We start from the raw sequence: 25,128 nt of genomic DNA, 5'->3' as shown, positions 1-25,128 counted from the left end.
CTTCGTGGTCGTGGGAGCGGGGTCCAGTGTCGCGCACCGGAGCGGTCATGCCTGACCGCCGGGGGCGGCGGCGGGGCGCGCGACCAGCAGCAGGCTGGTGCACAGCGCGAGCAGGGTGATGCCGACGGAGATCCACAGCGCGGTGGTGTACCCGCCGAGGCCGCCCTGTGCGACGAACGGGGCGACGATGCCGATGCCGAGCCCGGCGCCGATGCCGAAGGCGGAGCTGTTGAGGCCGGGCAGCGCGCCGGGGGCGTCGGGCGGGGACTGGAGCACGCCCAGGCCGTTCGCGGTCGTGAGGACGAGCCCGTTGTACGCGACGCCGAGGCCGGCGACGGCGGCGACCACGACCCAGCGGTGGGTGGGCGCGAGCGCCACGACCACGAGGAGGGCGAGGCAGGCCACCAGGCCCCAGCGCAGGACGACGACCCAGCCGTGCCGGCCCGCGAGCCAGCCGGAGAGCGGGGCCGCGAACAGGCCGATGAGCGCGGGCGGCGACAGGAAGAGCAGCGCGGACATCGACGCCGTCATGCCGAACCCGACCGTCGCGTCTTGGCTGAGCATCACGACGGTGAAGTTGACGACGGCGAACACGCTGGAGAGCGTGAGCAGCGTGGTGACGACCAGCGGCCACACCTCGCGCGAGCGCAGGTGCTGCAGCGGGAAGAGCGGCGAGCGGCGGCGACGCTCGATCTGCCAGAAGGCGACGGCGGCCACGACGGCGCCGGCGATCAGCCCGAGGGTGCCGGGCGCGGTCCAGCCCTGGGCCGGGCCCTGGTTGACGAACAGGGCGACGCAGACCAGCGTCACCGACAGGGCGGCGGCGCCCCACCAGTCCATGGCGCCCGTGACGGCGGGCCGACCGGCGGCGGGCACGGTGCGCAGCACGCACACGAGGGCGAGCAGCCCGACGGCGACGATCACGACGAACACCGAGCGGTAGCCGAAGCGGTCCGTGAGCAGGCCGCCCACGAACCCGTCGACGCCGCCGACGCCGCCGTTGATCGCGGTCACGACGCCGAGCGCGGTGCCGAAGACACGGGCGGCGAGCCGTTCGCTGAGGATGATGTACGACAGCTGGAAGATCGCGCTCGACGTGCCCTGCATGACGCGGCCGGCCAGCAGCAGCGGGAGGCTGTGCGCCAGGAGGCACACCACGGTGCCGGTGAGCATGATCCCGAGGGTGAGGAGCATGATCCGCCGGCGGCCGACGTAGTCGCTCCAGCGGCTGAGCACGACGCCTGCCACGGCCCCGGCGAGGAAGAAGTACGAGGAGACGCCCGCGACGTCGTCGGCGCCGACGCCGAGCTCGCGGGCGATGGCGGGCAGCGCCGGCGTCACCATGCTGGCGCCGAGCTGGAACGCCACGACGGCGACCAGGAGCGAGGCGACCAGGGTGGCGGCCGCGCGGCCGGTCAGCCCCGTCTGGGGGGTGCGCGCGGACGCGTCGGCGTCGCGCGAGGCGGTGGATGTGTGCACGAGGACTCCTTCGTCACGGCCCGCGACGGCGCGGGATCGTTGGACATCATACGACCTTGTATGACGTCCAAGCACCAGGCCTCTGACGTGCTTGAATGGACCGACCCCACCGCACCGACCCCGGAGGAACGCGTGGACCAGCCCGTCGCCGAGCTCCTGTCCCGCCCCGTCGCCGTCCCGCCGGGGCAGCCGATGCGGGTGGCCGTCTACTCCCGGATGGCGGACGGGATCCGGCGCGCGGTGTTCCCCCTCGGCTCGGTGCTGCCCAACGAGACCGACCTCGGCACGGCCCTCGGCGTCTCCCGCACCGTGGTGCGCGAGGCCCTGATGCTGCTCGAGGAGGACGGGCTCATCCAGACGCGCCGGGGCATCGGCCGCTTCGTCGCCGCGGCGCTCCCCCGCGCCGGCCTGGAGCGGGTCCGCCCCTACGAGCAGGTCTTCGCGGACGGCGACGGCGCGGTCGACGTGCGGCGCGTCGACGTGCGCACGCAGCCCACGACCGACTTCGTCTCCGGCGCGCTCGGCCTGCGCGAGGACGCCAGCACCTGGTTCGCCGAGCACGTGCTGCTGCGCGACGGCGAGCCGGTGGCCCTCGTCCAGGAGCACCTGCCCGCCGGACGGGACCTCGCCGACATCTCGCGCGCCGTGGCGGACGCGCTCCCCCGCGCCGTCGAGGGGCCCGGGACGCTGCTCGCCAACCTCACCGCGCAGGTGGGGCCCGTGCTCACCGCGGGCGAGTGCGAGATCGTGGCCGGCGTGCCGGGCGACACGCGCGGCGCGCTGCTCGAGGTCGACCCCGCCGACCCGGTGCTGGTCCTCACCCAGACCGCGCGCCACGGCGGACAGCCGCTCTACCTCGCGAAGGTCATCGTGCCGCCGCGCGCCGGGCACCTGCGCGTGCTGCAGTCCGTCACCGCCTGAGCGCCCCCGGCCGCCGGGAATACCCGGTGGTTGCTCGCGGCTTGTGCCTGTCGTGCCCACGACCGGTCGTGCCTCCGTGGGCCTGCGCTCCGAGCGCGGGCCCATCCTCCTGTCCCTCATGCTCGCGACGGCGCTGGTCGCGCTCGACGCCACGATCATCGCCACGGCGTCGGCGACGATCGCCCGCGAGCTCGGCGGCTTCGACCAGCTCCCCTGGCTGTTCTCCACCTACCTGCTCGCCCAGGCCGTCAGCACGCCGGTGTTCGGGCGGCTCGCCGACGTGCTGGGGCGCAAGCGCCTCATGCTCGCCGGCGTCGCCCTCTTCTTCGCCGGGTCGCTGGTGGCCGGCCTCGCGCCCACGATGGGCGTCCTCATCGCCGGGCGCGTGCTCCAGGGCCTCGGCGCCGGCGCCGTCATGCCCGTGTCGATGACCATCGCGGCGGACATCTACACGCTCGAGGAACGCGCCAGGACCCAGGGCTACCTCGCGTCGGTGTGGGCGATCTCCGCCGTCGTCGGCCCCACCCTCGGCGGCGTGTTCTCGCAGTTCACGAGCTGGCGCTGGATCTTCCTCGTCAACATCCCGCTCTGCCTGCTCGCCGCCTGGATGCTGGCCCGCCGCTACCACGAGCCCGCGCGCGAGGGCGCCCGCGAGCCGATCGACTACCTCGGCGCCTCGCTCCTCGCCGCCGGCAGCACGCTGCTGCTCCTGGGCCTGCTCGAGGGCGGCACCCGGTGGGCATGGAACTCGCTCCCGTCGGTGGTGGTCTTCGCGGTCGCGGTGCTGCTGCTCGCCGGCTTCGCCGTGCACAGCCGCCGCGCCCGGCACCCGATCGTGGACCTCGCCATCCTGCGCCGCCGCGTGGTCGGCGTCTCGACCTCCGTCTCCCTCCTCGTCGGCGTGGTGGTGCTCGCGCTGTCCACCTACGTGCCGATCTACGCCCAGGGCGTGCTCGGCACCGGCCCGCTCGTCGCGGGCTTCGCCCTCGCCGCGATGACCATCGGCTGGCCCCTGTCCGCATCGAACGCCGGACGGCTCTACCTGCGGATCGGGTTCCGCCTCACCGCCGTGATCGGCACGTCCCTGGCGCTGGTGGGCACGGCGCTCACGCTGCTCCTCGCGTCCGGGTCGTCCGTGCTCGCCGTCGCGGGCGCGTGCTTCGTCATCGGCGCGGGCATGGGCCTCACGGCCGTGCCGACCCTCATCGCGGCGCAGTCGCAGGCGTCGTTCACCGAGCGCGGCGCCGTCACCGGCACCAACATGTTCGCCCGGTCGATCGGCTCGGCCGTCGGCGTGGCCGTCTGCGGCGCGATCGTCAACGCCTGCACCACCGTGGGCGCCGACGGCACCCCCGAGGGCCCCGGGCTGATGGCGGCGCTCCACCTCGTCTTCGCGCTGCTGGTCGGCGTGGCCGTCCTGCTCGTCGTCCTCGCGGCGTTCATGCCCGCCGACCTGCAGGCGGCCCGCGAGCGCCGCGCCGCGACGGCGGACGTCGCGCCCGCCTGACCCACGGACCCGCGCAGCCGGTCAGGGCAGACCGGGGGGCGTCCAGCCCATGACGGCGCGGGTACCACGGGTGATCACCGACGTCGGGGTGCGGCGCATCAGCGAGTTGCGCAGGCCCTGCCAGCGCGGCCCCAGGTGCGAGCCGAACCGGCCGCTGGCGACCGAGGCCCGCGCGAGCGCCCGGCACCGGGGGCGGCGGGCGGCGTCGTACGCGGCGAGCGCGTCGCCGAGCGACCGGCCGGACGCGACGCCGGCGGCCACGATGCGCCCTACGCAGACGCCGTCCTCCAGCGCGGTCGCCGCGCCCTGCCCCATCGTGGGCAGGGTGGCGTGCGCCGCGTCGCCGACCATGACGACGCGGCCGCGCACGTATCGCGGCAGCCCGCCCGGCAGGTGGTGCACGTCGTGGCGGAGCACCGCGCCCGGCGGCGTGGCGGCGACGACGTCCTGCACCTCCTGCGCCCAGCCGGCGAACCGCTCGACGGCGACCGCGTGCTCGTCGTCGAACCGCGTGCCCTCCGGCAGGGCCACGTACCCGTACCAGTAGCTCGCGCCGTCGCTGACGGGCATGGTGCCGAACTCCGCGCGCGCACCCCAGTACTGCCGAAGGCTCGGCCCGACGGACGGCCCGGGCACGACGGCGCGCCAGCTCGAGTACCCCGAGTACACGGGGAGGTGGCCCGGATACAGCGCCGTCCGGACCGTGCTGCGCACGCCGTCGGCCCCGACGACGAGGTCCGCCTCGTGCTCGTGCTCCGCCCCCGAGCGGTCGACGTGCCGCACCCGGGCGGGCGCAGCGGGGCCGCCCGCGTCGACGGTCGTCACGCGGGCGTCGGTCACGACCTCGACGCCGAGCCGCCGCGCCCGCTCCAGCAGGGCGCCGTGCAGGCGCGCGCGGTGCACGCCGCGCAGCGCCGTGCTCGCTCCCGCGGCCGGGTCGTCGGGGAGACGCAGGATCGGTCGCCCGTGGGAGTCCCACGTGCCGGCGGCCCAGGTGCGCGGCCCCATCTCCGCGACGGCCTCGCCGTCGAGGCCCAGCCCGCCGAGCGCGGCCACGGCGTTGGCGGTGAGCGCGACGCCTGCGCCGACCTCGCCGACCTCCCGCGCCCGCTCGAGGACCGTCGTGCGCCACCCCGCGTCCGCGAGCGCCACGGCCGAGGCGAGCCCGCCGATGCCGCCACCGACCAGGACCGCCGTGCGTGTCATCCGTCCACCTCCGCGCTCATACCACCACGTGCGTAGTGGTATTCATCTTGCCATACTGGCCGCGTGCCCAGGACGAACCCCGAGCGCCGCCGCGCCCTCACCGATGCCGCGATCGGCCTGCTCGTCGCCGCCGGGGTGCACGGCCTCAGCCACCGCGCCGTCGAGCGCGCGGCCGGCCTCCCCGCCGGGACGGCCGCGAACTACTTCCCCGGGCGCGAGGACCTGCTGGTCGCCACGGCCGAGCGGGTCGTCGAGCTGCACCTCGCCGACGCCCGCGCCGCGACCGAGGCGTCGGTCGCGGCCGAGCCCGCGGGCCGGGCGCCCAGGCACGACGGCGACCTCCACGAGCGCATGACGGACCTGCTCGCCGCCTCGCTTCTCGACGCCGCCACCGCGCACCGCGACCGCTACCTCGCGATCGCTGAGCTCCAGCTCGAGGCGCGCCGGCGCCCCGCTCTCGCCGGCGCGCTCGCCGGCCTGGCGACCCAGGCGTCCGACCTCACCGCGGCGATGCACGCCGACACCGGTCTCGACGTCGACCCCGCCGCGGTGCCCACCCTCGTGCTGCTGTACGGGGGCGCGCTGCTGACGCTCGTCACGGGGGCCGCGCCCGCCGACGCGGACACCACCCGGCACCTGGCCCGTGCCATCGTGCACGGCGCCCTCGCGCTCACCGCCCCGCCGGGCCGCTGAGCGGAAACACGTTGAGGCGTGCCGGTGGCGTTGCTAGCCTCGCGGAGGCCGTGCGAGACAGAGCAAGGAGGTGGTACCCGTGAACGTATCGACGTGGGTGCTCCTCCGCGGAGTCATGGTCGGGCGATAGGTCGCCCGGGAGCGCCTTTCACGCAGTCCTCCCGAAAGGTACGACCATGAGCACCTCGACCTCCTCCGCCCTCACCTTCACCTCCTCCGCGCGGCTCGACGACGGCGTCCTCGAGCGCCGCTTCGCCCTCGGCGAGATCCCCGGCATCCTCTGGACGCCACCGAGCGCCACGCCGTCCGACCCCGCACCCCTGATCCTGCTCGGCCAACCCGGTGGCCTCGGCATGGACCGGATGTACCCCCGGCTCGCCGGCCGGGCCCAGGGCGCCGCGGTCGACGGCTTCGCGGCCGCTGCCCTCGAGCTCCCGGGCAGCGGCGACCGGCCGCCGCTGCCCGGGGCGGACCAGGTCCGCGCGGACCTGCGCGCGGCGATCACCGCCGGCGAGCCCGTCTCCCGCGACATCGTCGACCGGCTGGTCCTCCCCCTCGTGGACCGGTCCGTACCGGAGATGCGGTCCGCCCTGGACGCGCTCCTCGCCCTCCCGGAGGTCGACGGGCCGGTTGGCTTCTCCGGCGGCGTGATCGCCGTCGGCGTCCGCCTGGCGCTGGTCGAGCCGCGCATCGTGGCCGCCGGGCTCTTCGCCGGCAGCTACGTGCCTCGGTCCACCCTGGACGAGGCGCGCCGTGTCACCATCCCGCTGCACGTGCTGCTGCAGTGGGACGACGAGGGCAACGACCGCCAGGCCGCCCTCGACCTGTTCGACGCCTTCGGGTCCGCCGAGAAGACCCTGCAGGCCAACCTCGGCGGCCACACCGGCGTCCCCGCCTTCGCCGGCGAGGACGCGGCACGGTTCTTCGCGCGGCACCTCCGGTGAGGCGGCGCCCCGCCCGCCGCCCGGGCGGGCGGGGCCCGGCCTGCGCCATGATGACGCCGTGGACCTCGACCTCGAGCCCTACCGCCGCGAGCTCGTCGCCTACTGCTACCGGATGACGGGCTCGTTCCACGAGGCCGAGGACCTGACGCAGGACGTGATGCTGCGGGCGTGGCGCGCCCGCGACCGGTACGACCCGGCGCGGGCGTCGCAGCGGACGTGGCTCTACCGGATCGCGACGAACGTCTGCCTCACCGCGCTCGAGCACCGGGCGCGGCGGCCCCTGCCGTCCGGGCTCGGCGCGCCGAGCGACGACCCGGGGGCGCCGCTCACCCCGGCCGCCGACGTGCCGTGGCTGCAGCCGTTCCCCGACGCCCGGTACGACACGGCCGCCCGCACCGACCTCCGGCTCGCCCTGGTGGCCGCGATGCAGTCCCTCCCGCCCCGCCAGCGCGCCGTGCTGCTGCTGCGCGAGGTGCTCGAGCTCAGCGCGGCCGAGGTGGCACAGCTGCTCGGCACCAGCGTCGCGGGCGTCAACAGCGCGCTCCAACGGGCCCGCGCGGCCGTGGCCCACGTGGGCCCGGCCGAGGACGTCGGCGACCCGGACGACGCCGCGACCCGCGCCGCCGTCCAGCGGTACGTGCAGGCGTTCGAGGCGGCCGACGTCACCGCGCTGGTGCGGCTGCTCACCGCCGACGCGGTGCTCGAGATGCCGCCCGTGCCCCTCTGGTACCGCGGGCGGGACGACTACGGCCGCTTCATCGCGCGGGTGTTCGCGATGAACGGGACCGGCTGGTCGGTGCGCACCCTGACGGCGAACGGGCAGCCGGCCCTCGCCGCCTACGCGCCGGCGCCGGGCGGAGGGCACCGGCTGCACACCCTCCAGGTCCTCACGGTGACCGGCGGCCTCGTGTCGTCCAACGTGGTCTTCATCGACCCCGGCGTCCTCGCGTCGTTCGACCTGCCCCCGACGCTCGACGGCGAGGGGCTCGCGCCGCCGCGATGAGTTCCGGTGCCCTCGGCGGTACGTACGGACGACCTGTCCGACCGTCGACCGAGAGGCACCACCATGAGCACCGTCGTGATCGAGTTCGTCACCCTGGACGGCGTCGTCTCCGACCCCGACCCGTCGACCGGCGCGCCGCACGCGGGCTGGGCGTTCCGGCACGGCCCCGAGCCGGTCTCCGGCGACGCCTTCCGGCTCGGGAGCACCCTGGACGAGGGCGTCCTGCTGCTCGGGCGCCGCACCTGGGAGCTGTTCGCCCGGATCTGGCCGCACCGCGACGACCCGTTCGCCGCGCGGATGAACGCCGCGGCCAAGCTCGTCGCGTCCCGCAGCCTCGCCGACGAGGCCGCCGGGCGGACCTGGCCGGGCTCGCGGGTGGTCGCGGGCGACCTGGTGGACGCCGCACGCCGCGAGGAGCGGGACGTCGTCGTCATGGGCAGCGTGAGCGTGGTGCGCGCCCTGCAGGCGGCCGACCTCGTCGACGAGTACCGGCTGCTGACGTTCCCCACCGTGCTGGGCGACGGGGAACGACTCTTCCCCGCGGGGTCCGCACCCGCGGAGCTGGAGTGCCTGGCCGTGGAGCAGGCCGGGGCGGCGGTCCGGACGCGGTACCGGCGGGTCCGCGCCTGACCGCGAGCGGCAACGGAGGCCGGGCCCGGGGCGCGCGCGCCCGGGCTCAGGCCCCGTCGCGCAGCGTGCGCCGCTGCTGCTCGATGGCGAGCAGGTCGGTGAACGCCTGCTGGTAGGCGGCCGGGTCCTTCTCGGCGTCGAGGCGCTGCAGTCGGCTCTTGGCGTCGGCGATGCGCCGCGTGAGCCCGAGGTCCACGAGGGCGCGCACGACGTCGGCCACGTACTTGCCGATGACCGCCTCGCGGTCCTCCGGGACCGGGGCGACGGCGAGCTCCGTCACCAGCGGCGCGACGGTCTCCGGCGCCTGCTCCGCGACGCTCTCCACCCACCGGCCGCCGTCCACGTCGCGACCGGCCGCGACGCCGCCCGCGGCGCGCACGGCGTCGTGCACCGCGCGCCACGCGGGGACGCCGAACGCCGCCTCGCCCAGCTCGTCGAACGACGCGGGCACGTGCTGCGGGTACTGCAGGACGACGATCAGGGCCTGGCGTTCCAGCCGAGCCACCGGGTCGCGCGGGTCGGGCGCCGCGAGGACCGGCACCGCGGGCGCGGCCTCCGGCTCGGCCCGGGAGTCGCGGCGCTGGTCGTGGTCGGGCCTGGCGCGCGCCGGCGTCGAGGCCGCGCGCGCCACCTCCCGGCGCACGTCCTCGGTGTCGATGCCGATCCACCGCGCGAGCGAGCGGGCGTAGCCGAGCTGCATCGACCGGTCGCGGATGCCCGCCACCAGCGGCGCCGCGGCGCGCAGGGCGCCGACGCGGCCCTCCACCGTGTCGAGGTCGAACGTGTCGAGGGTGGTGCGGATGACGAACTCGAAGAGCGGCTGGCGGCCGTCGACGAGCGCGCGCACCCCCTCCGGCCCGCGCGCCATGCGCAGCTCGCAGGGGTCCATGCCGCTGGGCTCGACCGCGACGAACGTCTGCGCGTGGAAGCGCTGGTCCTCGCCGAACGCGCGCACGGCGGCCTTCTGCCCGGCCGCGTCGCCGTCGAACGTGAAGATCACCTCGCCGCCCAGCGACGCCCCCGACGCGAGCTGCAGCCCGCCGCCGGCGGTGGTGTCGCCGAGCAGGCGCCGCACCACCTTGGCGTGCTCGGCCCCGAACGCGGTGCCGCAGGTGGCCACCGCGGACTCGACGCCGGACAGGTGCGCCGCCATGACGTCGGTGTAGCCCTCGACGATCACGACGCGCTTGCCCTGCGCGATCGACCGCTTGGCCAGGTCGATCCCGTACAGCACCTGGGACTTCTTGTAGAGGGACGTCTCGGGGGTGTTGAGGTACTTGGGGCCCTGGTCGTCGTCGTACAGGCGGCGGGCGCCGAAGCCGATCACCGCCCCGGTGACGTCGCGGATCGGCCACACGAGGCGCCCGCGGAACCGGTCGTAGATGCCGCGCTGGCCCTGGCTGACCAGCCCGGAGGCGACCAGCTCGGCCTGCGTGAACCCGCGGCCCTGCAGGTGGCGCAGCAGCGCGTCCCAGCCCGTCGGGGCGTAGCCGACGCCGAAGTGCTCGGCGTCGGCGCGGTCGAAGCTGCGCTCCGCGAGGAACGCGCGACCGGCCTGCGCCCCCGGGCCGAAGAGCTGCTCGGCGTAGAACTCGGCGGCCACCTTGTGCGCCTCGACGAGGCGCTGGCGCTTGCCCGGTTCCTCCCGGCGGCCGCGGTCCGCGGCGGCGCCCGTGCGGGAATCCTCGTAGCGCAGCTGCACCCCCACGCGGTCCGCGAGGAACTCGACGGCGTCCGTGAACCCCATGCCGTCGACCTTCTGCACGAAGGAGATGACGTCGCCGCCCTCGCCGCACCCGAAGCAGTGCCAGCGCCCGACGCCGGGCCGCACGTGGAACGACGGCGTGCGCTCGTCGTGGAAGGGGCACAACCCCTTGAGGGATCCCACCCCCGCGGGCTTCAGCGTCACGTGCGCGGAGACGATCTCCTCGATCCGCGCGCGCTCTCGTACCGCCTCGACATCCTCCCGCTTGATCAGCCCCGCCACGGGCCGAGTCTATGCGCGCCCGGCGCCGACCAGGTCGGCCGTCCCCCGCGTCCGGCCGGCGAGCGACCCGACCTCGTCCCGCGACGCCGCGCAGCGCCGTGCGTAGGCGGCCGGCGGCATCCCGAGGGCGCGCGCGAAGTCGGTGCTCAGGTGGGCCTGGTCGTAGTAGCCGACGGCGGCGGCCAGGTCCGCGAGGGGGCGCGCGGGGTCGGCGGCGACCAGGTCCGCCGCGAGGTGCACGCGGTGCCGCTGGAGCACCCACTTGGGGCTCACACCGACCCAGGCGGCGAACAGCCGCTGCAGGGAGCGCGGCGTCGTGCCCGCGAGCGCGGCGAGGTCGGCCACGCCGGCGTCGGGCCCGAGCTCTCCCCCGACCACCGCGGCGAGCACCCGGGCGACGCGGTCCAGCGCGTCGGCCGCGCGGGGCGTGCGCCGGACCGCCGCCGCCGCGCGCAGCAGCGGCGTGACCGCCGCGACGGCCCCCGCGTCGTCCCCGGCCAGGGCCGCGGCGACCGCGCGCCGCCCGGCGACCTCGACGTCGGCGCCGGTCGGCCCGCCCGGTCCGGTCGCCAGGGCGCTGGCCGCGGGCGCGACCAGGCCGGGGCGCAGGGCGTCGGGCCCGTCGAGCAGGACGCGCAGGGCACCCGGCCGCAGCTTGGTGCCCAGCACCGCGCCCGAGCCCCGCAGCGTCCGCTCGAACAGCCCGCCGGGGATGCCGTGCACCGCGAACCCGTCGGCCTCGGCGACCACGTTCGCGTTCGGGTGCGGGATGACCACCTGCGTGAACTCGACGCCCGGCGGCAGGTCCCACCGCACCACCCAGTGCCGCTCCACCAGGTCGGCGAGGTCCGGAGCCGGGTCCAGGCGCACCAGCGCGAACCCGCCGCGGGCCGCCGTCGGGTCGACGATGCCGCGGGTGGACGCCGTCGGTCGCGGTTCGAACACCTGTCGCATTCCTCCAAGACTGCCCCCACCCTCCGACACCAGCATGGGGAAGGTCAGCCGGCCCCGGCCGGAGCACCGCTGGAGGGAGCCCCATGGACCTGTCACCCCTGCACCCCAACCTCACGGTCGCCGACCCGCGGGCCGCGATCGACTTCTACGTCGCGGGCCTGGGCGCCGAGGTGATCGACGAGATCACCGCGGGGGACGCGATCATCCACTCGGACCTGAGGATCGCCTCCGGCTCGGCCTGGTCGACGTTCACCGTCGCCGCCGCGTTCCCGTCCGAGGGCGCGGTGGCGCCCGAGCCGGGCGGCGGCACCACGGGCTCGTTCACCCTCAACGTGGACGACGCCGACGCCGCGCACGCCCGCGCGGTCGCGGCCGGCGCCACCAGCACGCAGGAGCCGGGCGACTGGTTCCCGGGGTTCCGGCAGGCGGCCGTCCGCTGTCCGGCGGGGCACCGCTGGTTCTTCGCGCAGGTCGCCGACCACGTCACGCCCGAGGACGTGCAGCGCGCCAGCGACGCGTGGATGGCCGAGCAGTCCTGACCCGGGTCCGGCGGAGCAGCGGTCAGCGCCCGCGGACGAGCCTGTCGTGCCACTGGCTGGCCGACACGTCCGTGAGCGACGCGACCTGGTCGACGACGACGCGCAGCCGCGCGTCGTCGTCGGCCGCGGCGCGCCAGTCCGCGACGAACGGCGCCTCGAGCGCGTCCGGCCCGCGGTCGGTCAGGACGTCGACGAGGTCGGCGATCATCTCGCGCTGCGCGCCGTACACGGGCTCGGCCTCGCGCGGGGCCATGACGTACGCGACGGCGACGCCCTTGAGCGCGAGGATCTCGTCCGCCGTCTCGGGCGGCACGACCAGCCGCGCGACGTAGCGGGTGAGGGGGCCGTCGCCGAACACCTCGCGCGTCGCGTCCTGGGCCGCGCCGCTGAAGCGCCCGATGAGCTGGCTGGTCGCGTCCTTCAGCCGGGCGAGCGCACGACGCGAGCCGTCGAAGTCCGTCACCAGGTATCCGGTGTCGCGCAGGCGGCACAGCGCCGCGTCGATCGCGTCCGGCTCGTGCCACGACCCGTACCAGGCCCGCACGTGGGCGGCGACCCGCGCCCGCTCGTCGGCGTCGTCGAGCATCCGCAGGTCGAGGCGGCCGCCCACGACGGCGTCCTCGACGTCGTGCACCGAGTAGCTGATGTCGTCGGCGAGGTCCATGACCTGCGCCTCCATGCACCGCACGCGCCCGCCGGGCGCCCCGCGGCGCAGCCACTCGAAGACAGGGCGGTCGTCGGGGTAGACGCCGAACTTGCCGGTCGCGCCGCCGTCGGGCCGTGCCGGGCCGGCGCCCAGGCCCCACGGGTACTTGACGCTGGCGTCCAGGCTGGCGCGCGTGAGGTTCAGGCCGCGGGGCGAGCCGTCCGCCGCGAAGACCTTGGGCTCGAGGCGCGTCAGCAGCCGCAGCGTCTGGGCGTTGCCCTCGAAGCCGCCGATCCCCTCCGCGATCTCCGCGAGCGCCCGCTCCCCGTTGTGGCCGAACGGCGGGTGACCCAGGTCGTGCGTCAGGCAGGCGGTGTCCACGAGGTCGGGGTCGCAGCCGAGGGCGCGCCCCATCTCCCGGCCCACCTGCGCCACCTCGAGGGAGTGGGTGAGCCGCGTGCGGACGAAGTCGTCGCTGCCCGGGCCCAGCACCTGCGTCTTCGCGCCGAGCCGGCGCAGCCCCGAGGAGTGCACCACCCGGGCGCGGTCGCGCTCGAAGGCCGTGCGGTGCTTGGACTTGGGCGGCTCGGGGTACCAGCGCTCCGTGTCGGCGTCGGTGTACGACCCGAGCCACTCCTCGCCCGTGTCCGGGCGCACCGACCGGCCCATCACCTCGGCGTCGAACGCGCCCTGCTCGAACGTCTGCACGAGACGAAGCCTAGCGAGCGCCGCCGACGCGCCTCGCGGCCTCGACGACCTCCCGCAGCCCGGCGTCGAAGCTCGCGTAGCGCGCGGCGCCGACCGCGTCGGCGAGCTCGCGCTCGACGTCGGCGACGATCGCGTCGGACCGCGCCATCTGCCGGCGCCCGCGCGGGGTCGGCACGACGAGCTTGGCGCGACGGTCGTCCGGGTCGGGGTGCCGTTCCACGTAGCCGAGCGCCTCGAGCTCGTCGACGAGCTTGCCGATGACCTGCTTGTGCTGGCCGGAGCGCTGCGCGAGCTCGGTGGCGCGGCTGCCGTCGGCCTCGATCCAGGCGAGCACCGCGCCGTGCTGCGGGCGCAGGTCGTCGAACCCCTCGGCGGCGAGCCGGCCGAACAGGGCGCCCTGGACGGCGAACAGGAGCCGCCCTGCCAGCACGCCGAGGTCCGGTCGCTCCGCCTTCGCCGCCGCGCGCGACGTGCGGGCCTCGTCCATGCGGTCTCCTCCTCGGGCTGGCGGCCGGGAATATAGTCACCTATGTTGACGATATAGGTAGGTGACCACATCGTACGTCCGACGAGCGGAGCGACCATGACCACCACCCGACCCGGCGCGGCGCCCGGCCGCCCCGTCACCGTGGAGCTCACCCGGTTCCGCGTCCCTGCGGAGCGCGCCGACGAACTCCTCGCCGCGCGGCCCGGGATGCTCGCCGCTTTCGCCGTCGGCCGCCGGGGATTCGTCGACGCCGAGCTGGTGCGCCTCGACGCCGAGACCTGGGTCGACGTCGTGCGCTGGGCGAGCCCCGAGGACCTGGCCGAGTCGCAGCGTCGCGGGGGCGACGACCCCGCCGTGGCCGCCTTCTTCGCCCCGATCGCGGAGCTGCTCGCCGCCGAGTCGGGCACCGCGGTCGCCGCACCGTCGGCCGGGGACGGCCGGTGAGCGCCGCTCCCCCGGCGCAGGGCGCGCAGGGCGTGCAGGGCACCGTGGCCCCGGGCTTCGCGCCGGTGCGCGCGGCCTTCGAGCGCGCGCTCGCGCGCCACCCCGAGCCCGTCGGGGCGCAGCTGGCGGTGCGCCACCACGGGCGCGTCGTCGTGGACCTCTGGGCGCCCGACACCACCGCGGACACGGTCACGGGCCTGTTCTCCGTCGCGAAGGGCGTGGCCCACCTCGTCGGGACGCTCGCCGTGCAGGACGGTGCCGTCGACCTGGCCCGCCCGGTCGCCCACTACTGGCCGGCGTTCGCGGCCGAGGGCAAGGGCGCCGTCACCGTCGGCACGCTCTGGTCGCACGGCGCCGGGCTCGTCGCCGTGCCGCAGGGGTTCGGCGTCGACGAGCTCGCCGACGACGCGGCGCTCGCCGAGCTCCTGGCCGGTCAGCGCCCCTGGTGGCGGCCCGGCGACGGGTACGGCTACCACGCGCTCGTGGTCGGGGCGCTCGTCGCGGAGGTCGTGCGGCGCGCGACCGGGGCGACCCTCGCGGAGCTGTACGCCGAGCGCGTGCGCGAGCCGTTCGGCGTGGACCTCCACCTCGGCCTGCCGGAGGCGGACCGCGCGCGCCTCGCGCCGGTCACCCGGGCCGCCGGAGCGCCGGGACCGCGGCGCGCGCCCGTGCCGCTCGCCGAGGCCACCCTCATGGAGCTCGCCTTCAACCAGCACACCGCCGAGCCCACCGACGTCGTCGGGCTGGCCTCCGACCCGCGGGTGCACGCCGGCGGTCCGTCGTCCTCGGGCGCCTTCGGCACGGCCCGAGGGGTCGCCGCGCTGTACGCGGCGGCGATCAGCGGGTCCGGCTCACGGCCCGCGCTGCTGGCGGCGTCGACGGCCGCCGGGCTCGCGACGCCGCGGCAGGCCGGTCGCGACGTCGTGACCGGCGAGCCGGACCACTTCGGCGCCGGCTTCGAGCGCATCGCCTCCCGGTTCGCCGCCGCGCCGGCCGGCGCGTTCGGCCACTCGGGCGCCGCGGGGGCGCTCGGGTTCGCCGACCCGGGCTCCGGGATCGCCTACGGGTACGCGCGGTCCCTGTTCGGCGCGGGCGGCGGGGCCGCGCCGGAGAACGGGCTGCTCGTCGCCGCCGTGACGCGCGCGGCCGCTCAGGCCGACGAGGACGCCGCCACGATGCCGCGGTAGACGCCGGTGCGCAGCTCACGCTCCCCCTCCGCGTACCGCGACGTCGGCGAGCACCGCCTCGAGCGTGTCGACCAGGCGGTTGCGCGCGCTCTGAGCGCTCAGGACGTGCGCAACCGCCTGCTCGGCTCTCAGGCGAGGCGCACGACGGCGACACCCGGCCCGTCGCCGGCGACCTCGAGGCCGTCGGCGGTCGCGCGGACGCCGAGGCCGCCGTAGAGCACCTCGGGCGCGGCACCGGCGGCGAGCAGGTGCCCCGGGAGCCGCACGCCCGGCCACGGCGCGCGCGCCAGCACGACGAGCACCCGCTCGCCCGGCGTCTCGCGCAGGTAGGCGACGGCGTCGTCGTGCACGGCCGCCCACCGCAGCCCGCCGTCGCGCAGGGCGCCCGACGACGAGCGCAGCGCCGACAGCCGCCGGTACACCTCCAGGGTCGCCGGGTCCCAGCGCGGGCCCCCGCCGGCGGACTGGTCCCACGCCATCGTGGTGCGGGCGTGCTCGCCGTTGGTGCCGGTGGCGCCCACCTCGTCGCCCGCGAACACGACGGGTGCGCCGGGGTAGGTGAACAGCAGGGTCGCGGCGACCTCCACCAGGTCCGGCGACCCGACGATCGAGCGCAGCCGCGGCGTGTCGTGCGAGCCGAGCATGTTCCACTGCGTGGCCGTCACCCGCCACGGCACCAGGGCCGCGACCTCGCGCATCGTCTCGACCATCGACGCGGCCGGGCGGCGCGGCACCGGGACGGGCAGGTCGAGGAACGGGACGTCCGAGCCGTCCGGCACGAGCCACGACCACGCGGGCCGCGTGAAGCCGGCGTAGTTCATGTTCGCGTGCCAGCCGTCGCCGGCCAGGTCCCCCGACGCGTCGTGGAAGTGCTCGGCGACCAGCGCGCCGTCGGGCCGCTCGGCCAGGATGCGCGCGCGCAGGGCCCGCGCGACGGCGTGGGCGCGGTCCGCGCTCCCCCGGCGGCCGGTCATGTTCGCGACGTCCACGCGCCAGCCGTCGAGGGCGAACGGCTCGCGCAGGTAGCGGGCCACCACGGCGTCCTCGCCCGTGACCATCCGGCGCCACGTCTCCTCGGCGGCCCAGTCCAGCTTGGGCAGCGACCCGTGCCCCAGCCAGCCCACGTACCCGTCGGCGCCCGGGCCGTCGCCGGGGGGCACGACGTCGGGCCCGCCGTCCTCCCAGAGGTACAGGTCGCGCTCGGGGGCCGCGGCGTCGGCCCGGGCGGCGAGGAACCACTCGTGGCCGGCGCCCGTGTGGTTGGTCGTCACGTCGCCCATGAGACGCATCCCGCGGGCGTGCACGGCCCGGGCGAGGCGCGCGTAGGCCGCGTCCCCGCCGAGCAGCGGGTCGACGTGGTCGAAGGTCGACGCGTCGTAGCGGTGGTTCGACCGTCCGGGGAAGACGGGCGTGAGGTACAGGGTGCGCACGCCGAGCGCCTCGAGGTGGTCCAGGTGGTCGACCACGCCGTCGAGGTCGCCGCCGAACAGCTGGGTCCCGGCGAGCGGGCCGGAGCCGGCGGGCTCGTCGTCCCACCCGGCGGGCGCGGCCCAGGCGGGCGCGTCACGACCGGCCGCGGCCGCCGAGCGGGCGAACCGGTCGGGGAACACCTGGTACGCCAGGCCGTCGCGCAGCCAGCCCGGCGCGGGTGCGTGCGTGGTGAGGCGGAAGCTCGCGGCGTCCGGCACCTCGCGGTCGTGCACGCCGCGGCCGTCCAGCCAGCGGTAGCCGCCGGGCACGTCGAGGAAGAACCGGTACGACGTCACCGGGTGGTGCACGACGAGGTCGGCCGCGTACCAGTCCTCGTGCTCGTCGCCCCCGTCGCGGCGGGCGGGCAGCAGCCGGGGCTCGCCGTCGCGCACCGTCCGCAGGCGCACGTCGCGCACCCCCGCGCCCTTCGGCACGCGCACGCGCACCGTGACCTCGTCGCCCAGGGCGGGCGTGCCGTCGGGCGCGAAGAGCGCCGACCCGTCGTGGTGCGGCTCGTCGAGCAGCGTGCGGGTCGGCGTCGCGACCCCCGTGAAGGCCTGCGTGGTCATGTCGTCCTCTCGTCGGTCCGGCGGGCGTGCCGCCCGGCCGACGTGAGGACGGCTCAGTGGCGGCGGCGCCCGATCGCCCACCCCGCGGCGAGCGCGATCGCGATCCCGACGATCTGCCCGCCGAGGATCACCTTGTTGAGGTCCAGCACCGGCTGGTAGCGCGTGCCCTCGGCCGAGACCACGAAGACGCCCAGCGGCTTGACGCGCAGCCCGTAGCCGCCGCCACCGCCGCCACCCTCGCCGTGCCCCTCGCCCCGGGCCTCGCCGCGGGCCTCGCCCTTGAGCTCTCCCTGGGCGTCACCCTGCGCCTCGCCGGACGCGTCGCCGTGCGCCGAACCACCCTGGCCGCCGGGCGCACCCGGCGCGCCGGCCGCGTCGTCCGCGACCTCGGCCTCGCCGGCGTCGGCCGCGGTGTCGGAGGAGCCCGAGCCGAAGCTGAACGACCGGCGCCAGCCCGGCGAGCTGCCCTCCCCCGAGCTCTTGCCGGTGCCGCGGCCCGAGCCGCTGCCGGTCCCGTTGCCGGAGCCGGTGCCGGTGCCGAGCGCGGACCCGGCGCCGCCACCGCCCCCCGAGCCGGTCCCGATCCCGCCCCACACCTTGGCGACGGGGATGATCAGCTGGCCCTGGTGCTCGTAGGGCTCGCCGTACGCACGGCGCACGGAGAACGAGTCGTCGGCGGCGTCGGTGAGACGCGCGAGGTCCGGGGAGTAGGAGCGCGAGTCGTCGGTCATGACGCCCAGGCTAGGACCGCGCTGTGACGGCCGCCACAAGGATCGCGGGTGGATCCCGACGAACTTCGTGGCGGCCGCCGGTCAGCCCTTGACGGAGCCCGCCGTGAGGCCGCCCACGATGTACTTCTGCAGGAAGAGGAACAGCGCGAGCACGGGGATCGCCGACAGCACGGCGCCCGCGGCGAAGAGGCCCCAGTTGGCCTCGAGCAGCGACGACACCCAGCCGTAGAGACCCACAGCCAGCGTCCAGTTGGACTCCGACTGGAGCACCACGCGGGCGATGATGAACTCGCCGAATGTGCTGATGAAGCTCAGCAGCGCCACGACGGCGAGGATCGGCGTCACCAGCCGCAGGATGATCGTCCAGTACACCTGGGCGTGCGTGGCGCCGTCGATCTTCGCCGCCTCGTCGAGCTCGCGCGGCACGGTGTTGAAGAACCCGTACATGAGGAACGTGTTCACGCCCAGCGCCCCGCCCAGGTACACGCAGATCAGCGCGAGCTTCGAGTTGAGGCCCAGCACCGGCACGACCTGCCCCAGCGAGATGAGCAGCAGGAAGATCGCGACGAACGCCAGCATCTGCGGGAACATCTGGATGATCAGCAGCGACGTGAGCCCCACGCGCCGCCCGGCGAACCGGAAGCGCGAGAACGCGTACGCGGCCGCCGCGCCCATGAGCACGGTCCCCACCGACGTCGCGACGCCGATGACGAGCGTGTTGCCCATCCACGTCCAGAACTTCGTGCTCCCCAGGGCGGCGTAGTTCACGCCGCTCACCTGGGCGAACAGCTCGTTCGAACCGGTGAGGGTGCCGTTCGGCGACAGCGACGCCGAGACGACGTACACGATCGGGAAGACGGCGTAGAGCACCGCCACGACCCCGACGACGTGCCGCCATCCCAGCTCCCGGGCCCAGCGGCCCGGCGACATGCGGTGCCGCAGCTCCTGCGGGGCCCGCGGCGCGGTCTGCGCGGCGTGCGCGGTCTGCTCCGTCATGAGCTCAGCTCCTCAAGCTTGCGGGTCTGCCGGAAGGCGATCGCGGAGATCACGCCCACCACCACGAAGATCACGATGGACAGCGCGCTGGCCAGGCCGTAGTCGCGCGGCGCGGAGCCGTCCAGCCCGGACACGTTGTAGACCATCGAGATGAGGATGTCCGTGTGCCCCAGCGGCACCGACGCGTCGTCGAACCGTGGCCCGCCGCCCGTCAGCATCTTGATCAGCGTGAAGTTGTTGAAGTTGAAGGCGAAGCTCGAGATGAGCAGCGGCGCCGTGGCCACCAGCAGCAGCGGCATCGTGATGGAGCGCCACATGCGCCAGCGGCCGGCCCCGTCGATGCGGGCCGCCTCGTACACGTCGCCCGGCAGGGACTGCAGCGCACCCGTGCAGATGAGGAACATGTAGGGGAAGCCGAGCCAGAGGTTGACGCCCAGCACGGACAGCTTGGCGAGCCAGGGGTCGGTCAGCCACGGGATCGCCGCGCCGCCCAGCAGCACCTGGTTGATCACGCCGAAGCTCTTGTTGAGCATGCCGGACCACAGCAGGGCCGCGAGGAACCCCGGCATCGCGTACGGGAGGATCATCAGCGTGCGGTAGACCTTGCGGCCCCGCAGGCGGGGGTCGTTGAACACCATCGCGAGGAACATGCCCAGCGCGAAGGTCGTCACGACCGACAGCAGCGCGAACGCGAACGTCCACGCGAGGATCTTGACGAACGGTCCCGCGTACCGGGAGTCGCCGAACGCCGTCGCGAAGTTCTCGAAGCCCACCGTGACGCGCCAGCCCACCGGGAGGGTGGTGCCGTCCGCCGCCTCGAACTGGCCCTCGTCGTTCGGCGTGTACACCACGCCGGTCGACGTGTCCGTCATCGTGTCGGCGGCCTCGTCGTACTCGAGCACCGACTGGAAGACGTAGCCCGTGCGGGCGTCCTGGGTGCGCACCGAGCCGTCGGCCGGGTCGTCCGAGACGGGCACCCGCAGCGTCGTGACCTCCTGCTGGCGCTGCAGCACCGTCGCGCGGTCGAGCACCGTCCAGCCGGGCACCTGCGTGACCGTGGTGCCGTCGACGGTCGCGTCGGGCGCGTCGGTCAGCGGCTCCTCGGCCGTGCCGACCTCCACCGCGCCGTCGTCCAGCACGGCGAACCCGAGGTCGCCGTCGCCCGACTCCACCACCGTCAGCGGCAGCGCCGGCGAGCCCTCGACGCGGCGCTCGTTCTGCACCAGGAGGGCGTCGACCGCCTGCTCCTTGGTGGAGTTGTGGCCGTCGCCGTAGTTCGTGAAGGCGACGTACCCCGTGTACCCCACGACGTACACCTGGTACACGAGCAGGAACGCGAGCCCGGGCAGGATGTACTTCAGCGGCAGCGCACGCTTCGTGAAGTACACCCAGTTGGCCGCGGCGAGCAGCGCCACCATCGCGGCGAGGATCCCCCACGACCCGGCGCGCCACGCGGCCAGCACGGCGAGGACGCCGAGGGCGTCCACGAGGGCGATGAGCACGATCTTGACGGCGAAGCCGGCTCCGGAGAAGCTCCCGGAGCCGGCCTCGGCGCCCCTGTAGCGGGAACGCGACATCAGTCGAGCGCGCCCTGGATGTCGGAGACCATCTTGTTCCAGGCCTTCACCGGGTCGGAGGCCTTGCCCGAGATGATGCTCGCCTCGGTGACGCCCCAGAAGGACCAGACCGAGCCCATCTCGGGGATGGAGGGCATCGGCACGGCGGTGGCGCCGACCTCGCGGAAGCCCGCGACCAGCGGGTCGGAGGACGCGGCGTCCGCGGCCTCGACGAGCGCCGGCGGGCGGCCGCCGGCCTCGAACAGCGCGGTCTGCGCCTCCGGGGTCGACATGTAGTTGACGAGGAAGTCGTTGGCGACGAGCGCGTTCTTGCTCTGCGCGCTGACGTAGAAGCCCTGCACGCCCACGAACGGCTGCGCCGCCTGGTCGCCGGGGGCCGGGATCGGGTCGACCGAGAGCTTCAGGTCCTTGAACTGGTCGAGCATCCACGGGCCGCCGACGATGAACGGCGACTTGCCCTTGGCGAACGCCTCGACGGCGATGTCGTACGAGATGTCCGTGCTGAGGTTGCCCGCCTTGCCCTGCTCCGAGAGCCAGGTGGCGAACGCCTCGCCGTTCTTGCCGCCGAGCGCGAGCTCGGGACGGTACGAGCCGTCGTCGTTCTGCTCGAAGACGGGGGCGCCGAACGACGTCTGGAACGGGTAGTACGTGTACGGGTCGCCCTTGTCGCCGTCCGACTGGATGAGGAACGGGAACTTGGTGCCGGCCTTCTTCCCTGCGGCGATCATGTCGTCGTAGGACTTCGGGGCCTCGGGGGCGAGCTCCGTGTTGCGGATGAGCGCGATGTTCTCGATGGCGTACGGGAGGCCGTAGACCTGGCCGTCCTGCGTGAACGCCTGCACCGACACCGGGATGAAGTCGTCGGCCTTGTCGCCGAGCTCGATGGGCTGGACCACGCCGTTCGCGGTGAACTCGCCCAGCCAGTCGTGCGCGCCGACGGTGATGTCGGGGCCCTCGCCCGTCGGGACCTGGGCGAGGAAGTCCGCCCGGATGTCCTCGAAGTTCTTCTGGACGATCTCGACGTCGACGCCGGACTCCTCTTCGTACGCCTCGGCGGCGGCCTTGACGGCGGCCTCGCGGGTCTCGTCGACCCACACGGTGAGGGTGCCCGAGGCGGACGGCTTGGCGCTCGCGTCGGCGTCGGCGGAGGACTCCGCGGCCGGCTCGCCGCTGCCACAGGCCGCGAGGGCCAGCGTGGTGGCCAGGGCCGAGGCGAGAAGGATGCTCCTTCGCATCGTGGTTACTCCCAGCTGTCTTCGGTGGACGGTCCGCGCAGCCTCGCCGCCGGACCCTGAATGCCCACAACGTACGGACCGTTGCAGCGCGATGCAAGATCTTGCGATAACTTTTCAGCAACGCGTGGCAACGACGTCGCAGCGTCCCCACCACCCGGCGATCGGACCGCCGGTATCCCACCCCAGGACGAGGAGGTCCCGTGTCCCCTACGATTCCTCGGGTGCGCACCCGATTGAGCGACCTGGCGGAGCAGGCAGGAGTGTCGACGGCCACCGTCTCGCGCGTGCTGAACGGCAAGCCGGGTGTGGCCAGCTCCACCCGTCAGGCCGTCCTCGCCGCCCTGGACGTCCTCGGCTACGAACGACCCTCCGCGCTGCGGGGTCGCTCCGCCGGCCTCGTGGGCCTCATCGTCCCCGAGCTCACGAACCCCGTGTTCCCCGCCTTCGCCCAGGCCATCGAGTCGATCCTGGCGCAGCGCGGGTACACCCCGCTGCTGTGCACCCAGGCACCCGGCGGCACCACCGAGGACGAGTACGTCAGCACCCTCGTGGACCACTCCGTCGACGGCATCGTCTTCGTCTCCGGGCTGCACGCCGACACCCGCGCCGACCACACCCGGTACTCGATGCTGCGCAGCCAGGGCGTGCCGATCGTGCTGGTCAACGGCTACGCGCCGGGCATCGACGCCCCCTTCGTCTCCCCCGACGACGCCGCCAGCGTGGACGTCGCCGTGCAGCACCTGGTGACGCTCGGCCACCGCAGCGTGGGCCTCGCGATCGGCCCCGAGCGGTACGTGCCGTCGCGCCGCAAGCTCGCCGCGTTCCTCGCCGCCCTCGTGCGGCACGGCCTCGCGGCCGACGAGGCCGCCGCCCGCGACCACGTGCGCTCCAGCCTGTACACGCTCGAGGGCGGGCAGGCCGCGGCCGCCGAGCTCCTCGACGCCGGCCACACCGCCATCGTCTGCGCGTCCGACCTCATGGCCCTGGGCGCCGTGCGCGCCGCGCGGTCGCGCGGGTTGTCCGTGCCCGACGACGTGTCGGTCGTCGGGTACGACGACGCGCCCCTCATCGCGTTCACCGAGCCGCCCCTGACCACCGTGCGCCAGCCGGTCGAGGCCATGGCGCGGGCCACCGTGAGCGCGCTGCTCACCGAGATCCAGGGCGAGCGGGCGCCGCGCACGGAGCTCCTCTTCGCGCCCGAGCTGGTCGTCCGCGGCTCCACCGGGGCGGCTCCGCGCGCCTGACCGACCCCCTCGGGGCGGGCAGTTGCTGCAAACCTTGCTGCAACGCTTACACTCGACGGTCGTGCACGGTCCCGCCGTGCCCCGACCGTGCCCGCCCGTGCCTCGTCCGCTGTGCACGGCCCCCCGACCAGGTGAGGAAGCCAGCGATGACCTCCACCCAGACCACCCCCGCCGCGACCGCGGCGGGCACCGCCGACGACCTGCTGCGCACCGGCGTCGTCGTGCACGCCGGGAGCGACACCGCCCGGCAGTGGTGGCGCGACGCCGTGATCTACCAGGTCTACCCGCGCTCGTTCGCGGACGGCGACGGCGACGGGATCGGCGACATCCCCGGCGTCACGGCGCGCCTCGACCACCTCGAGACCCTCGGCGTCGACGCCGTCTGGCTGTCGCCCTTCTACCGGTCGCCGCAGAACGACGCGGGCTACGACGTCGCCGACTACCGCGACGTCGACCCCCTGTTCGGCACGCTCGCCGACTTCGACGACCTGCTCGCCGGCGCCCACGCCCGCGGCATCCGCGTGGTCGTCGACCTGGTGCCCAACCACACCTCCGACCAGCACGCCTGGTTCCAGGCCGCGCTCGCCGCCGCGCCCGGCTCCCCCGAGCGCGCCCGGTACCTCTTCCGCGACGGCCGCGGCCCCGAGGGCGCCGAGGCGCCGAACAACTGGCAGTCGATCTTCGGCGGTCCCGCCTGGACGCGCCTCGCCCCGCGCGAGGACGACGGCCCGCTGGGCCCGCAGTGGTACCTGCACCTGTTCGACTCCACGCAGCCCGACCTCGACTGGCAGCGGCCCGAGGTGCGCACCGAGTTCGAGGCCGTGCTGCGCTTCTGGCTCGACCGCGGCGTCGACGGCTTCCGCGTCGACGTGGCGCACGGCCTCATCAAGGCCGACGGCCTGCCCGACTGGCACGGCCACGTCGAGATGGTGGCCGGCTCCGCCGACGACACCGCCGTCGAGCCCGGCGCGCCCGAGGACGGCTCCACCGGCGCCGGCAACCACGGCCCCATGTTCGACCAGGACGGCGTGCACGACGTCTACCGCGCCTGGCACCGCGTGCTCGCCGAGTACGACGGCGACCGCTGCCTCGTCGCCGAGGCGTGGGTGGAGCCGCTGAGCCGTCTCGCCCGCTACGTGCGCCCGGACGAGATGCACCAGGCGTTCAACTTCTCGTTCCTCACCACCGGCTGGGACGCCGCCGCCCTGCGCACCGTCATCGCGGCGTCGTACCAGGCGAACGACGAGGTCGGCGCGCCCACCACCTGGGTGCTGTCCAACCACGACGTCGTGCGGCACCCCTCGCGGCTCGGCTCGGCCGACCCGTCGAAGAAGGTCAACGGCGTCTTCGCCACCGACCCGCAGCCCGACGAGGAGCTCGGCCTGCGCCGCGCCCGCGCCGCCAGCCTGCTCATGCTCGGCCTGCCCGGCTCCGCGTACCTGTACCAGGGCGAGGAGCTCGGGCTGCCGGAGCACACCGCGCTGCCCGCCGAGGTGCGCCAGGACCCGGCGTTCTTCCGCACCGGCGGCACCGAGGCCGGCCGCGACGGCTGCCGCGTGCCCCTGCCCTGGTCCGCCGACGCCCCCGGCTTCGGCTTCGGCCCCGCCGGCGACCCGTGGCTGCCGCAGCCCGCGTCCTTCGCGCGCTACGCCGCGGACGTCCAGTACGGCGTCGAGGACTCGACCTTCGAGACCTACCGTGCCGCGCTCGCGCTGCGGAAGGCCGAGGGCCTCGGCCTCGGCGGGCTCGCCTGGCTCGCGGGCTGGGAGACGTCCGCGGACGTCATCGCGCTGCGCAACCAGGACGTCGTCGTGGTGGCGAACCTGGGCACCGAGCCGGTGCTGCTGCCCCGCGGCGCCCGGGTGCTGCTCGCGTCCGGCCCGGTCGTCACCGACCGCTCCGCCGACCCGCAGACGCGCGTCCCCGCCGACACCACGGTCTGGCTGCGCGCCTGACCGCGAGCGGGCCGGG

The 25,128-nt window shown here is 75.2% G+C and carries 22 protein-coding genes; 11 read left to right on the top strand and 11 right to left on the bottom strand.

Annotated features, from left to right (window positions below):
- Window positions 1-45 precede the first annotated feature (45 nt).
- Window positions 46-1,479, bottom strand: coding sequence for an MFS transporter (locus ACFU5J_RS08930; RefSeq protein ID WP_430578493.1), 1,434 nt, complete (start codon window positions 1,477-1,479; stop codon window positions 46-48).
- Between the two features lie 132 nt (window positions 1,480-1,611).
- Between ACFU5J_RS08930 and ACFU5J_RS08925 the strand changes: the two genes are divergently transcribed.
- Both ACFU5J_RS08925 and ACFU5J_RS08920 read left to right on the top strand, forming a co-directional pair.
- Window positions 1,612-2,400 (top strand): GntR family transcriptional regulator, encoded by a 789-nt coding sequence (locus ACFU5J_RS08925; protein ID WP_430578492.1) that lies wholly within the window; start codon window positions 1,612-1,614, stop codon window positions 2,398-2,400.
- Between the two features lie 52 nt (window positions 2,401-2,452).
- Window positions 2,453-3,907 carry an MDR family MFS transporter gene (locus ACFU5J_RS08920; protein WP_430578491.1) on the top strand — a complete coding sequence of 485 codons (1,455 nt, stop codon included), beginning with the start codon at window positions 2,453-2,455 and terminating at the stop codon, window positions 3,905-3,907.
- A gap of 21 nt (window positions 3,908-3,928) precedes the next feature.
- Here the strand turns inward: ACFU5J_RS08920 and ACFU5J_RS08915 are convergent, their stop codons facing one another.
- Window positions 3,929-5,113 (bottom strand): FAD-dependent monooxygenase, encoded by a 1,185-nt coding sequence (locus ACFU5J_RS08915; protein ID WP_430578490.1) that lies wholly within the window; start codon window positions 5,111-5,113, stop codon window positions 3,929-3,931.
- A 63-nt stretch (window positions 5,114-5,176) separates the two neighbouring features.
- Between ACFU5J_RS08915 and ACFU5J_RS08910 the strand changes: the two genes are divergently transcribed.
- The 4 genes from ACFU5J_RS08910 to ACFU5J_RS08895 all read left to right on the top strand — a co-directional run bounded on the left by ACFU5J_RS08910 (window position 5,177) and on the right by ACFU5J_RS08895 (window position 8,383).
- A complete protein-coding gene (locus ACFU5J_RS08910) occupies window positions 5,177-5,806 on the top strand; it encodes a TetR/AcrR family transcriptional regulator (RefSeq protein WP_430578489.1) in 630 nt (209 codons plus the stop codon).
- Window positions 5,807-5,982: 176 nt separating this feature from the next.
- On the top strand, window positions 5,983-6,750 hold the full coding sequence (locus ACFU5J_RS08905) for an alpha/beta hydrolase (protein ID WP_430578488.1): 768 nt from the start codon (window positions 5,983-5,985) through the stop codon (window positions 6,748-6,750).
- Window positions 6,751-6,808: 58 nt separating this feature from the next.
- Window positions 6,809-7,753: an RNA polymerase subunit sigma-70 gene (locus ACFU5J_RS08900; RefSeq protein ID WP_430578487.1), complete on the top strand. Its 945-nt coding sequence runs from the start codon at window positions 6,809-6,811 to the stop codon at window positions 7,751-7,753.
- A gap of 63 nt (window positions 7,754-7,816) precedes the next feature.
- Window positions 7,817-8,383, top strand: a complete 567-nt coding sequence (locus ACFU5J_RS08895) for a dihydrofolate reductase family protein (protein WP_430578486.1) — start codon at window positions 7,817-7,819, stop codon at window positions 8,381-8,383.
- A 46-nt stretch (window positions 8,384-8,429) separates the two neighbouring features.
- On the opposite strand, the gene dnaG is transcribed toward ACFU5J_RS08895, so the two are convergent.
- Window positions 8,430-10,370, bottom strand: a complete 1,941-nt coding sequence (gene dnaG, locus ACFU5J_RS08890) for a DNA primase (protein WP_430576099.1) — start codon at window positions 10,368-10,370, stop codon at window positions 8,430-8,432.
- 9 nt (window positions 10,371-10,379) lie between these two features.
- Window positions 10,380-11,315 carry a helix-turn-helix domain-containing protein gene (locus tag ACFU5J_RS08885; protein WP_430578485.1) on the bottom strand — a complete coding sequence of 312 codons (936 nt, stop codon included), beginning with the start codon at window positions 11,313-11,315 and terminating at the stop codon, window positions 10,380-10,382.
- Between the two features lie 92 nt (window positions 11,316-11,407).
- Here ACFU5J_RS08885 and ACFU5J_RS08880 point away from each other — a divergent pair, with 92 nt between their 5' ends.
- Window positions 11,408-11,863: a VOC family protein gene (locus ACFU5J_RS08880; protein WP_430576101.1), complete on the top strand. Its 456-nt coding sequence runs from the start codon at window positions 11,408-11,410 to the stop codon at window positions 11,861-11,863.
- A 22-nt stretch (window positions 11,864-11,885) separates the two neighbouring features.
- Here ACFU5J_RS08880 and ACFU5J_RS08875 read toward each other — a convergent pair whose 3' ends face one another.
- Together ACFU5J_RS08875 and ACFU5J_RS08870 are read right to left on the bottom strand one after the other, a co-directional pair.
- A complete protein-coding gene (locus ACFU5J_RS08875) occupies window positions 11,886-13,178 on the bottom strand; it encodes a deoxyguanosinetriphosphate triphosphohydrolase (RefSeq protein ID WP_430578509.1) in 1,293 nt (430 codons plus the stop codon).
- Between the two features lie 49 nt (window positions 13,179-13,227).
- Window positions 13,228-13,704 carry a MarR family winged helix-turn-helix transcriptional regulator gene (locus tag ACFU5J_RS08870; protein ID WP_430576102.1) on the bottom strand — a complete coding sequence of 159 codons (477 nt, stop codon included), beginning with the start codon at window positions 13,702-13,704 and terminating at the stop codon, window positions 13,228-13,230.
- Window positions 13,705-13,800: 96 nt separating this feature from the next.
- Here ACFU5J_RS08870 and ACFU5J_RS08865 point away from each other — a divergent pair, with 96 nt between their 5' ends.
- Complete coding sequence (locus ACFU5J_RS08865; RefSeq protein ID WP_430578484.1) at window positions 13,801-14,148, top strand: hypothetical protein; 348 nt, start codon at window positions 13,801-13,803, stop codon at window positions 14,146-14,148.
- Window positions 14,145-15,335: a serine hydrolase domain-containing protein gene (locus tag ACFU5J_RS08860; protein WP_430578483.1), complete on the top strand. Its 1,191-nt coding sequence runs from the start codon at window positions 14,145-14,147 to the stop codon at window positions 15,333-15,335. Before ACFU5J_RS08865 ends, ACFU5J_RS08860 begins: the two co-directional genes overlap by 4 nt.
- 128 nt (window positions 15,336-15,463) lie before the next feature.
- Here ACFU5J_RS08860 and ACFU5J_RS08855 read toward each other — a convergent pair whose 3' ends face one another.
- The 5 genes from ACFU5J_RS08855 to ACFU5J_RS08835 all read right to left on the bottom strand — a co-directional run bounded on the left by ACFU5J_RS08855 (window position 15,464) and on the right by ACFU5J_RS08835 (window position 21,913).
- A complete protein-coding gene (locus tag ACFU5J_RS08855) occupies window positions 15,464-17,374 on the bottom strand; it encodes a glycoside hydrolase family 13 protein (RefSeq protein WP_430578482.1) in 1,911 nt (636 codons plus the stop codon).
- Between the two features lie 53 nt (window positions 17,375-17,427).
- Window positions 17,428-18,105, bottom strand: coding sequence for a hypothetical protein (locus ACFU5J_RS08850; RefSeq protein WP_430576106.1), 678 nt, complete (start codon window positions 18,103-18,105; stop codon window positions 17,428-17,430).
- Between the two features lie 81 nt (window positions 18,106-18,186).
- A complete protein-coding gene (locus ACFU5J_RS08845; protein ID WP_430576107.1) occupies window positions 18,187-19,101 on the bottom strand; it encodes a sugar ABC transporter permease in 915 nt (304 codons plus the stop codon).
- A complete protein-coding gene (locus ACFU5J_RS08840) occupies window positions 19,098-20,678 on the bottom strand; it encodes an ABC transporter permease subunit (protein ID WP_430578481.1) in 1,581 nt (526 codons plus the stop codon). The genes ACFU5J_RS08845 and ACFU5J_RS08840 overlap by 4 nt, the downstream gene beginning before the upstream one ends.
- Entirely contained in the window at window positions 20,678-21,913 is a 1,236-nt protein-coding gene (locus ACFU5J_RS08835; protein ID WP_430578480.1) for an extracellular solute-binding protein, read from the bottom strand. The genes ACFU5J_RS08840 and ACFU5J_RS08835 overlap by 1 nt, the downstream gene beginning before the upstream one ends.
- Before the next feature lie 221 nt (window positions 21,914-22,134).
- Here ACFU5J_RS08835 and ACFU5J_RS08830 point away from each other — a divergent pair, with 221 nt between their 5' ends.
- Together ACFU5J_RS08830 and ACFU5J_RS08825 are read left to right on the top strand one after the other, a co-directional pair.
- Window positions 22,135-23,157 carry a LacI family DNA-binding transcriptional regulator gene (locus ACFU5J_RS08830; RefSeq protein ID WP_430578479.1) on the top strand — a complete coding sequence of 341 codons (1,023 nt, stop codon included), beginning with the start codon at window positions 22,135-22,137 and terminating at the stop codon, window positions 23,155-23,157.
- A 146-nt stretch (window positions 23,158-23,303) separates the two neighbouring features.
- Window positions 23,304-25,112 carry a glycoside hydrolase family 13 protein gene (locus tag ACFU5J_RS08825; RefSeq protein WP_430578478.1) on the top strand — a complete coding sequence of 603 codons (1,809 nt, stop codon included), beginning with the start codon at window positions 23,304-23,306 and terminating at the stop codon, window positions 25,110-25,112.
- Window positions 25,113-25,128: the final 16 nt, after the last annotated feature.

Source organism: Isoptericola sp. NPDC057559, assembly GCF_042801555.1.
In the GTDB taxonomy this organism is placed as follows: domain Bacteria; phylum Actinomycetota; class Actinomycetes; order Actinomycetales; family Cellulomonadaceae; genus Isoptericola.
The sequence above is the reverse complement of the archived record's forward strand: the minus strand, read 5'-3'. Positions and strand labels throughout refer to the sequence as shown.